Annotated in this window: 8 protein-coding genes and 3 pseudogenes; 7 read left to right on the top strand and 4 right to left on the bottom strand. The window is 67.7% G+C overall.

Annotated features, from left to right (window positions below):
- Both ACFYO2_RS29585 and ACFYO2_RS29580 read left to right on the top strand, forming a co-directional pair.
- A partial coding sequence (locus ACFYO2_RS29585; RefSeq protein ID WP_388355141.1) for a GNAT family N-acetyltransferase occupies positions 1-702 on the top strand: 702 nt, incomplete at its 5' end.
- Between the two features lie 56 nt (positions 703-758).
- Entirely contained in the window at positions 759-1,325 is a 567-nt protein-coding gene (locus ACFYO2_RS29580) for a DUF4240 domain-containing protein (RefSeq protein ID WP_388355139.1), read from the top strand.
- 155 nt (positions 1,326-1,480) lie between these two features.
- Here the strand turns inward: ACFYO2_RS29580 and ACFYO2_RS29575 are convergent, their stop codons facing one another.
- Positions 1,481-1,822, bottom strand: a complete 342-nt coding sequence (locus tag ACFYO2_RS29575; protein WP_388355137.1) for a hypothetical protein — start codon at positions 1,820-1,822, stop codon at positions 1,481-1,483.
- 309 nt (positions 1,823-2,131) lie between these two features.
- Between ACFYO2_RS29575 and ACFYO2_RS29570 the strand changes: the two genes are divergently transcribed.
- From ACFYO2_RS29570 to ACFYO2_RS29560, 3 genes and pseudogenes are all read left to right on the top strand, one after another.
- Positions 2,132-2,485 carry a hypothetical protein gene (locus tag ACFYO2_RS29570; protein WP_388355136.1) on the top strand — a complete coding sequence of 118 codons (354 nt, stop codon included), beginning with the start codon at positions 2,132-2,134 and terminating at the stop codon, positions 2,483-2,485.
- Between the two features lie 2 nt (positions 2,486-2,487).
- Positions 2,488-3,477 (top strand): annotated as a pseudogene (locus ACFYO2_RS29565) (FtsK/SpoIIIE domain-containing protein); the annotation flags it as partial.
- Positions 3,465-4,324: pseudogene (locus ACFYO2_RS29560) on the top strand (site-specific integrase); the annotation flags it as partial. The pseudogenes ACFYO2_RS29565 and ACFYO2_RS29560, both read left to right, overlap by 13 nt.
- Before the next feature lie 260 nt (positions 4,325-4,584).
- On the opposite strand, the pseudogene ACFYO2_RS29555 reads toward ACFYO2_RS29560, so the two are convergent.
- The 3 genes and pseudogenes from ACFYO2_RS29555 to ACFYO2_RS29545 all read right to left on the bottom strand — a co-directional run.
- Positions 4,585-4,842: pseudogene (locus ACFYO2_RS29555) on the bottom strand (GNAT family N-acetyltransferase); the annotation flags it as partial.
- 460 nt (positions 4,843-5,302) lie between these two features.
- Complete coding sequence (locus ACFYO2_RS29550; protein WP_388355135.1) at positions 5,303-7,516, bottom strand: MMPL family transporter; 2,214 nt, start codon at positions 7,514-7,516, stop codon at positions 5,303-5,305.
- A 113-nt stretch (positions 7,517-7,629) separates the two neighbouring features.
- Positions 7,630-8,217 carry a TetR/AcrR family transcriptional regulator gene (locus tag ACFYO2_RS29545; protein WP_388355133.1) on the bottom strand — a complete coding sequence of 196 codons (588 nt, stop codon included), beginning with the start codon at positions 8,215-8,217 and terminating at the stop codon, positions 7,630-7,632.
- A 333-nt stretch (positions 8,218-8,550) separates the two neighbouring features.
- On the opposite strand from ACFYO2_RS29545, the gene ACFYO2_RS29540 reads away from it, so the two are divergent.
- A complete protein-coding gene (locus tag ACFYO2_RS29540) occupies positions 8,551-9,087 on the top strand; it encodes a flavin reductase family protein (RefSeq protein ID WP_388355131.1) in 537 nt (178 codons plus the stop codon).
- A gap of 61 nt (positions 9,088-9,148) precedes the next feature.
- Positions 9,149-10,189, top strand: coding sequence for a 3-oxoacyl-ACP synthase III family protein (locus tag ACFYO2_RS29535; RefSeq protein WP_388355130.1), 1,041 nt, complete (start codon positions 9,149-9,151; stop codon positions 10,187-10,189).
- Positions 10,190-10,238 lie beyond the last annotated feature (49 nt).

Genomic DNA, 10,238 nt, shown 5'->3' with positions numbered 1-10,238 from the left:
CGTCAGGGCATCGGCTCAGCCATGCTGAGCTGGGCCGAAGAGCGGATCCGCCAGCTCGTCAAACAGCATGGAACGGCCCGCACGGCAGTGATCGGAGCGAACGCCATGTCCTCCGAACAGGACGCCACGGCGCTACTGCTCGCAGCCGACTACCGACGTGTCTTCAGCCTGGTCGAGCTGAAGCTAGGCGATCTCCAGCAGTTGCCCGAGCTGGGCAGCGAATTGCCGGCGGGGATACGGACGGGGCCGATCGGGACAAGCCACTACCGTGCAGCCTGGAGGACGGTCGTCGATTCGTATGCGGATACCAGTTTCACTCAGAAATGGACTTTCCAGGACTTCGTCGACACCGCTGACCCGGCATGCTGGAGAGCAGCATGGAACGAGCAGGACATGGTCGGCGTCGCCCTCTGCTCTATCCGCCGTCACCAACACACTGTGGGCGAGGTCGAAGAGCTGAGTGTCCGGACGGACCAACGACGCCTAGGAATCGGTCGGGTCCTGCTGCTGGATGGGCTGCGAAGTCTTCGCGAGCAGGGTGCAACGACTGCGCGGCTGTTCACGGGCACGGCAAATCCGCACCGGTCCTACGATCTTTACGAGAGTGTGGGGTTCCGGCGGCAGAACGAGTACGTCCGTTACCGCAAGCCGCTTGCTTGGTCAACCGGTCATTTGACTGTCCGGTCAGTCCACAGGATTTGACAATTCCTCGGCCCCTGCAGAGGAGGCTGTCGTAGCGCCCTGGCAGACTGCCCGCCATGGACACCGAAGCGTTCTGGCGCGTGCTCGATGCTGCTCAGGACAGTGACAAGCCGCTCGACGTGGCCGTCGCGGACCATCTGTCGGCGCTGCCCGCGGAAGAGATCCTCGCCTTCGAAAACCGCTTCTCCCGTCTACGCGACGCGGTGTACCGCTGGGACGTATGGGCGGCCGCCTACCTCATCGGCGGGGGCTGCTCCGATGACCGATTCAGCGACTTCACAGCGGGCTTGGTGGCGCTCGGGCGCGAGTGGTATGAACGAGCGGCTGCCTGCCCGGACGCCCTCGCCGAGCATCCTGCGGTGCGTACCGCGGCAGCCTCCGGGGACCAGGACGTCATTTTCGATGAGGCCTTCAACTTCGTATCGTCCAGGGCGTATAAGCGGCTGACCGGTGACACAGACGCCTTCTGGGAGGCATGGGAGGCCTATACCGACGCTCGCGCCGCGATCGAAGAGGAGGGCAGCGAGGGCATGGGCGAGTCGTTCGACTTCGGCGACGCCCAGCAGATGCGCCAGCGTCTGCCTCGACTGGCTGCGCTCCACCTCGGTTCTGGACCAGGCTGACTCACACCAGGGCCTGCAGGTTGTGGAACCCCCGCGGGACGGGCGCCGCGTCGGCCGGTGTCTCAGAACTCAACCGCCCCTGGTTAACGGCACGTCGAGCCGTCTCTGGTCAGGAGCGATGCGCCCACAACGAACACCAGAGGCTGGGTCTGAGGTTAAAACTCAAGCTCAGGAGAAACAGTGCGCTTGACTTGCGCCGCAGGGAAGGGCCCGGGGATCGCGCGGTCGTGACGCTGGTGCCCGCACTTCAGTGGAGCACCAGACGCATCAATCACCTGAGATTCCGAGACGACTTTGTGGGGATCGCCGTCTTCGTAGAGCCACACACTCACCAGCTCCGGCGCGACGGTCACCGTGAACTCCACGTTGATGCCGTCATTGATCGGCGAGACGGTGACGGCCTCGCCCGGCTCAAGCCAGAAGTCCTCGCCGTACGGCTCGATGAAGAGGCACAGCGGGCTGGTCCCCGCATTGTCGACTGGCAGCCTGCCTGGCATCGGATCACCTCGCCCGCACCCTAGCGGTAGGAAGCGCCGGCGCAGGAGCCGTGGAGCACCAGTTTGGAAGGTCGCGTATGCGGATGTGGTCCCACCTGCGGGCTTCCTGACCTGCTACTTTGCGGCGGGTTCCCCGCAGCTCCCCTTTCGGCGCCGTGACGTGCCGCTCCTTCGGGCACATGAGAGACACGTCAGAGCAGCTTGATCAGTAGGGGAGTGAAGGCAGTGATCAGGCTGGCGGCAGCAGTGATCAGTGCCGTCCTATACATGAGTGACGGAGTCCAGCCCTCTATAGAGGAGTGATCCACTGTGCGTCAGATTCCCGTCGACACCTCCAACGCGACCGTGATGGTTGCCAAGACCCCGCAGCCGAAGGTCAAGGACCGTCGTACCGGTGAGATCGCCATCGACAAGGACGGCGTCACGCTGATGACGGTGGAGGTCATGTTCTCCACGCCGGACGAGGTGGAGATCCTCAAGCTCACCGTCCCGCAGCCCGGCGTCTCCGAGGACCTGACCATGGGCACCCCGGTTGCGCTCACCGGCCTGGTCGCCTCGGCGTGGGAGAACGAGTTCAACGGGCAGAAGCGCCACGGCATCGCGTTCCGTGCGGTCGCCGTGACCTCGCTCGCCGCCGCTGCCTCGAAGCCCAAGGCGGCCTGACGATGACCGCCTTCACGGTCGCTCTGGTGCTGGTCGTCGCTGCCGCAGTGATCCTGCGGTGGCGGCGCCCCGCCTGGTACTGGCTGACCTTCGGCGTCACCCTCGCCACCCTGCGGGTCCTGGTCCGCTACTCCTCGGTCATGGACGCATGCGGACTGACCGTTCCGCCCTCCCGCTGGCGGCTCGCCCTCGCTCGGATGACCAACCGCCCGGCACCCGAGTCCCGCGCCCTGCGCATCCTGCGACTGCGGCCCACCCGAACCGGCCTGGTCCTGCGACTCAAACTCCGCCCGGGTCAGGACGCCTTCGACGTCTCGGCGGCATCGGACCGGCTGCGGCACTCCTTCGGGATGTACGGCGTCACTTCCCGTGAACTGCGGTCCGGTGTCGTCGAGGTGCGCATGACCGGCTATGACGTCCTCAAGCGGGTGCAGATGCCCGCCAAGACCGACCACGCCCCCATGCGCATCCCCGTCGCCCTACGCGAGGACGGCGCCATCCACTACCGCGATTACCGCACCGTCCCGCACGGGCTCACGCTCGGCGCCACCGAGTCAGGGAAGTCCGTCTATCAGCGCAACCTGGTCGCCGGACTCGCCGCGCAGGATGTCGCCCTGGTCGGCATCGACTGCAAGCAGGGCGTCGAACTCTTCCCGCTCGCCCGCCGGTTCTCCGCCCTCGCCGACGACCCTGACACCGCCCTCGACCTCCTCGAAGCACTCGTCACCCACATGGAGGACGTCTACCAGCTCATCCGCGCTCAGCAGCGCATCAGCGTGAACGTGCCCGATGCGGAGATAGCCGCCGACATCTGGGACCTGCCCGACGACCTGCGCCCGGTCCCGGTCGTGGTCCTGGTCGATGAGGTCGCCGAACTCGCCCTGTTCGCCACCAAGGACGAGGAGAAGCGGCGGGACCGCATCATCACCGCCCTGGTCCGCCTCGCCCAGCTCGGCCGCGCCTCCGGGATCTACTTGGAGATCTGCGGACAGTCTGCCAGTGCTGCGCCCAGGGCAAGGACGCAAAGCGGACATCCGCTCGCCGGAAGTGCTGTGCCATCGGGGACTGCTGCGAGGCGTACCCGTCCCGCCGCGTGATCCAGGCCGCGCGCGACGCTCTTCGAGCGGCCCTGACCCACGCGGTCACCGAGGAGGAGATCAGCAAGAACGTGGCCTCCCTCGTGAAAGTGCCGAAGCCTCGTCGCCGCCGCATCAAGCCGTGGTCAGTCGCTGAGGCCAGTCAGTTCCTCACCGATGCCGCCGCCCGGGACGACCATCTCGTTGCCGCCTGGGTCCTGGTGCTCTGCCTCGGCCTGCGCCGTGGTGAGGTCCTGGGCCTCACCTGGAAGTCCGTCGACTTCGAGCGGGGAGAGCTGTACGTCGATCACCAGATCCAGCGCGCGGGGCGGGAGATCCTGCACCGCGAGACCAAGACCGAGGACTCCGACGACTTCCTCCCTCTGCCGGCACTCTGCCTCAAGGCTCTGCGGATGCGCCGCGCCCAGCAGATCGGCGACCGGAAAGCCGCCGGGGAGCTCTGGCAGGACGGCCATGACCTGATCTTCACCACGAAGTACGGGACACCGATCGAACCGGGCAACATGACCCGCATGTTCGCCCTCCGGGCGCGTCGCGCCGGGCTCCGGGTCATCCCGCTCCGGAACACCCGGCACACATGCAGCTCCCTCCTGGTCGCGCTCAAAGTGCACCCGAAGGTGGCCAGCGCATCCTCCGGCACTCACAGATCGCCATGACGATGGAGGTCTACGCCGAAGCGAGCGAGGAGGAAGTACGCGCCGCGATCGGCCAGCTGTCCGACGCCATGGGCGGTACCGGTTGACGCGGTTGCTGTACTTCGCTGCTGTATGCCCCTGAAACGCCAAAGGCCCCGGAGTGATCCGGGGCCTTTGACCTGTGTGCACTCGGCAGGATTCGAACCTGCAACCTTCTGATCCGTAGCTCTAGCCGGTCCGGTCAGCGAGGGTCTTACCGGTCACGTTGAGTCGTCTGCGGGCCGTTGCGGTACATGGTCCGTCTTTGGGGTTGCGGTACTTCGCTGCTATACCGCAACCAGCGTTGCAGCGCCCGAGGGGCGAGTCATCAGAGCTCGCTCATCGAGTGCAGTTGGGTGAACTCGTCAGCGAGCATGCCCAGAATGACGAGATCGTGGTGCCGACCGGCGAGGAACACGTGATCGCGAAGGCGACCCTCCTCGACGAAACCGAGCCGACGATGGAGCGCCAGCGATGCCTCGTTGTGCGCGAAGATCCGCGCTCCACACTTATGAAAACGACGCTCGGCGAACATGAAGCGCAGCAGCATCACCACGGCTTCTGCCGCGTAGCCTTTGCGCCGATTTGGCTGTTGCCGCAGCGGAGGCCCGGAGGGCTTCTCGTCTCCGGATTCCTTGCCGCCCACCGAAGGCGGTCCGGCTCCTCAGGTTGAGCTCACTGGAGTGGCTTGCTTATCCGTAAAAGTGGCCCTCCAATCCGCGGAACGGGTCTGAAGTGCGGCGTTGGGGGATTTTCGAATCCGACTCCACTGGCGCTCGGTCCGGCGCACCGAGGCCGAACTGTGGGCGGAGTACGCTCTCTTCGGCACCTGTGCTGGTCACATCCGCGGCACTACGCAGCGATCACGTCGCCCGGCGTCCCGTCGGCCCTCGCCCAGCACTTCCAGAAGCGGTACGCCCCAGGTAGGGGCACACCGCACCGCCACTGGACACGGCCGTCGCGGCCCGCTCCTCGGCCGGCAGCAAGAGGCGGTTGAGGCGCCCCACCCACTGGTGCGGCACCTCCACCCTATGTCGGCAGACCGCTCAGGTCCGGGCCGGCTCCCGGTCCTTCTCGGAGTGGGGATCCTGTTGAGCGGCAAGCTGCTTGCGCAGACGGTCGCCCTCGACGTCCACGTTCGGCAGCATGCGGTCGAGCCACTTCGGGAGCCACCACGCCCGGTTGCCGAGCAGGGCCAGTACCGCAGGGACGAGTGTCATGCGGACCACGAACGCGTCGAAGAAGACGGCGATGGCGAGGCCGAAGCCGATCATCTTCACCATCTGCTCGCTGGAGCCGATGAAGCCGGAGAAGACCGCGATCATGATCACGGCCGCGGCCGTGACCACCCTGGCCCCGTGCCGGAAGCCCGTGACGATGGCGTCCGCCGGCTGCTCGCCGTGGACGTACGCCTCCCGCATCCGGGTCACGAGGAAGACCTCGTAGTCCATCGCGAGGCCGAAGACGACACCCACCATGAAGATCGGCATCATCGACATGATCGGGCCGGTCTGCTCCACCCCGAAGAGCGAGCCGAGCCAGCCCCACTGGTAGACGGCGACGACCGCGCCGAGGGCGGCGACCACCGAGAGCAGGAAGCCGAGCGCGGCCTTCAGCGGAACCAGGACCGAGCGGAAGACCACCATCAGCAGCAGGAAGGCGAGGCCCACCACCAGCGTCAGATACGGGATCAGCGCGTCGTTCAGCTTCTGCGAGACGTCGATGTTCATCGCCGTGGCGCCGGTGACCAGAACCTCGGCGCCGGTGTCCGCCTTGATGGCCCCGCTCTCGTCGCGGATGGCGTGGACCAGGTCCTCGGTCTCGGCCGAACTCGGCTTGGACTTCGGGATGACGGTGATGGTCGCGGTGTCGCCCGACTTGTTGAAGGCGGCCTGGGTCACCACCGCGACGCCGTGCAGCGCGTGCATCTCCTTCTCTACCCGGGCGACCGCCCCCTTGGCGTCCTGGGACTTCCTGGCGTCCACGACCGTCACCAGCGGGCCGTTGAAGCCGGGCCCGAAGGCGTCGGAGAGGGTGTCATACGCCTTGCGCTGTGTGGTGTGGGGCGGCTGCCAGCCACCGTCCGGCATGCCCATCTTCAGGGAGGCCACCGGCACCGCGGCCGTACCGAGGCCCACCACGCCGGCGAGCAGCAGCCACACGGGGCGGCGCAGCACGAACTTCGCCCAGCGCGTGCCCCGGTTGGGCTTCGCCGAAATCACCTCGTGGCTTTCGAGGCCCTTGCGGGCCTTGCGGCCGTGGACGCGCTTGCCCACGTAGCCGAGTAGTGCGGGGATGAGGGTGAGCGCGATGAGGACCGCGATGGCGACCGTGCCCGCGGCCGCGATGCCCATCTTGGTCAGCATCGGGATGTTGACCACGGAGAGACCGACCAGGGCGATGACCACTGAGAGTCCGGCGAAGACGACCGCGGAGCCGGCCGTGCCCACGGCCCGCCCGGCGGCTTCCTCGCGCTCGTGCCCCTCGGCCAGTTCGGCGCGGTAGCGGGAGACGATGAACAGCGCGTAGTCGATGCCGACCGCGAGGCCGATCATCATCGCAAGGGTCGACGTCGTGGTGGACAGGTCGAGCGCGCCGGCGAGGGCCGCGATGGACGAGACGCCGATACCGACACCGATGATCGCGGTCAGTAGCGGCAGCCCGGCCGCGAGCAGCGAGCCGAAGGTGATGACGAGAACGATCGCGGCGACGAGGACACCGATGATCTCGGACGGACCGGTCTCGGGCGGGGCCTGGAGCGCGTCACCGCCGATCTCCACGGTGAGTCCCTTGTGTCCCTCGGCCTGCACGCCCTTCAGGGAGTCGCGGGTCGCGTCGGTCAACTCCATCGACATGACCTTGTACTTGACCGAGGAGTACGCGGTCGTGCCGTCCTTGCTCACCCCCTTGGCGGCGAAGGGGTTGGTGGCCGAGGCCAGTTGGTTCGAACCGGACTTGAGGCCGGCGATGGTCTTGGTGACCGCGGCCTTGTTGGCGGAGTCGGTGATCTTCTCGCCGTCCGGCGCCTTGAAAACGACCCGGGCGGTGGCGCCGTCGGCGCTGGAGCCCGGGAAGCGCTGGTCGAGCAGGTCGAACGCCTTCTGTGCCTCGGTCCCGGGGACCGAGAAGGAGCTGGAGGCGGCGGTGGGTGCGGACGCGGCGCCGAATCCGGCGAGCGCGAGGAGCGCCACCCAGATCAGTGCGACCAAGTGCCGCCGCCGTAAGGCGAACTTGCCGAGTTTGTAGAGGAACGTGGCCACGAGGGGTACCCCCGGTCGGGTCGTTGGGTCTGCGGGCACAGGGAGGCGAAAGAGAGGTGAGGGAGAGTCGGGCTCCGAGAGAGCGGAGGCAGGCTCGGGGCGGATAGGGGAAGTCAGGCTCCGAGCGAGGGGAGGACCGCGGCGTCGATGTACGCGGAGAGGAAGTCCGGGGTGGGAGGCCGGTCCTCGATCAGGCTCCGCGCCATGAAGGCGCCGACCAGCATGTGCGGCACATAGGCCAGCGCCGGATGGTCCGCGCGAACCTCACCCCGGCCGACGGCGCGCCGCAGCATCGTCTCGACGGCACACAGCTTTGGTTCGATCAGCAGATCCTTGAAGGCGCGCCGCAGATCGGGGTTCGCGCGTACCGCCATGGCGAGCCCCTGCATCAGCGCGGAGTCGCGTTCCATGCCGCAGTCGTCCCCGCGCGTGACCAGCTCATGGAGGTCGCCGCGCAAGGTCCCCGTGTCGATCTCTTCGAGGTCTCCCGGCTTCTCGTACCGCAGGGCCCGGCAGACAAGCTGAGCCTTGTTGCCGTACTGGCGGTAGAGGGTCGCCTTGCTGGACCGGGTGCGGGCGGCGACGGTGTCCATCGTCAGGGTGTCGTAGCCGACTTCGCGGAGCAGTTCCAAGACGGTCTTGCAGAACTCCGCCTCCCGCTCGGGCGTACGGCGCCGGGTGCGGCGCGCTGCCGTCTCCATGACGAGTCCCCCTTCGGTACGAAACCGTTTCGTACCCAACGGATCGTACAGGAGCTTCGCCGAGAACGAAACCGTTTCGTACCCAGTTGCCCATCGACTGCCGCCATGGCGCGTTCGCACCCCAAGTCGGGGCCGCGCACGGCGGGGTGACAGGCCGTCGACCGACAGGCCTTCGGAGGAAATCCTGCCGAACCATGCCGACACCTGTCTCCTGCTCTTTGGTCGAGCCCAAAGGTGCTCTCCCGATGAGCGTTCCGGTCCCGTCGCCGGCACAGCAGTGTTCAGGGCAGGCCACAGCAGGTGGACACGGTCAAGCTCCGAAGGAGGGATTCGATGCTCGACAAAGGGGCAGTGGCGCGCTCTGCCGTCGACAGCAGGGAATTCAGGCAGGCCATGGGCCGCTTCCCCACGGGCGTCGCGGTGGTGGCGTCCGGGGCGGGCGGGAGCACCGAGGCGCTGACCGTCAACTCGGTGACGTCCGTGTCGCTCGCCCCGCTGCTGATGTCGGTCTGCCTGCGGCCCGAGGGGCGGGTGTCCCGGCGGATCGCCCAACGGCAGGAGTTCACCCTGAGTTTCCTCGCCGCGGATCAGCGTCAGGTGTCGGCGCTCTTCGCCTCCCGCGACCGCCCGGTCGGCATACAGGCGCAGCGGCAGCTCGGCGATCTCGTGGGGCCGCGCGGCTCGGTGCTGGTCCAGGGGGCGCTGGCGTCGATGGAGTGCGTGGTGGAGACGTTCAGCGAGGGCGGGGACCACGTGATCGTCCTCGGCCGGGTCGAAGCACTGCACCTGGGAGACGCGGACCGGGAGCCGCTGGTGTTCCACCGCGGCGACTACACCCGGCTCGCCTCGTACGCCGACGCGCAGGGCTGAGCGAACCAGGTCGACCGAGCAACGACTCCAGGCCGCCCAGGCGGCCGGAAAGGTGCAGGACATGGCACACGCCGTCGCCGGACCCAGAGCCGGCATCACCGCCGGAATCAGGGAGATCGGCATCTGCGTCCCCGAGCGCGTGGTGACGAACCAGGAGCTGGAGCAGACCCTCGACACCACCGACGAGTGGATCCGCGCCAACATCGGTGTGGAGACCCGGCGTTACTCGGATCCCGACGACTGGACCTCGGACCTCGGATCACGCGCGTTGCTGGACGCGTGCGAGCGGGCCGGCGTCTCCCCGGCCACCGTTGACCTGGTGATCTGCGGGACGTACACCCCCGACCGGATGCTGCCGAGCACCGCCGTCACCATCATGGGCAAGGCCGGCATCGGCGGCACCCCCGGCTTCGACGTGAACAGCGGCGGCTGCCCCGGCTCGGTCTTCGCGCTGGAGGTCGGCGCCAACTTCATCGCCTCCGGCGCCTACCGCCGGGTGGCCGTGGTCCTCGCCGACGTCAGCACGAAGATCTTCGACCCGCAGGACCGCACCGTCGCCGTCATCTTCGGTGACGCCGCCGCCTGCTATCTGCTGGAGCCGGTGCTCTCGGGCGCCGACGGGCTGGGCTCGGCGCGCCTGGGCAGCGAGCCGTCCGGCCAGTCCACCGGCTATGTGACGCGCGAACCCCGGTTCGCCGCGAACGGCGAGCGGCGGCAGTCCGGCTTCGGCGACAACTTCACCGTCATGGTGGGCCGCGGGATCCGCGACTTCGTGCTCGGCAGCGTTCCGGGACTCATCGAGAAGACGGTGGCCGACGCGGGCCTCGGCCTCGACGACATCGACTTCTACGCACTGCACCAGGCCAACCGGCACATGGTGCACACGATCCTGGACACGCTGGGCCAGCCGCGCGACAAGACGCTGACCAACATCCAGCACATCGGAAACACCTCCGGGGCCTCGGTCCCGCTGGTCCTGCGCGACGCCGTCGACGCGGGAAAGGTCGGGCCCGGCGACCGGGTCGTGCTGGCCGCCTTCGGCGCCGGCCTCAACTACGGGGCGCTGGTGACGCGTTGGTGCGGCCCCGAGGACTTCGCCTGATCCGGCAGGCCACCACGCGCCGACGGCTCACCGGTCACAGGGGGCGCCG

Source organism: Streptomyces sp. NPDC006602 (assembly GCF_042870385.1).
Taxonomy (GTDB): domain Bacteria; phylum Actinomycetota; class Actinomycetes; order Streptomycetales; family Streptomycetaceae; genus Streptomyces.
The sequence above is the reverse complement of the archived record's forward strand: the minus strand, read 5'-3'. Positions and strand labels throughout refer to the sequence as shown.

Coding starts and splice junctions, on each gene's coding strand:
- ACFYO2_RS29580 (WP_388355139.1), top strand. CDS start 759: ATGGACACCGAAGCGTTCTGGCGCGTGCTCGATGCTGCTCAGGACAGT.
- ACFYO2_RS29535 (WP_388355130.1), top strand. CDS start 9,149: ATGGCACACGCCGTCGCCGGACCCAGAGCCGGCATCACCGCCGGAATC.
- ACFYO2_RS29540 (WP_388355131.1), top strand. CDS start 8,551: ATGCTCGACAAAGGGGCAGTGGCGCGCTCTGCCGTCGACAGCAGGGAA.
- ACFYO2_RS29575 (WP_388355137.1), bottom strand. CDS start 1,822: ATGCCAGGCAGGCTGCCAGTCGACAATGCGGGGACCAGCCCGCTGTGC.
- ACFYO2_RS29545 (WP_388355133.1), bottom strand. CDS start 8,217: ATGGAGACGGCAGCGCGCCGCACCCGGCGCCGTACGCCCGAGCGGGAG.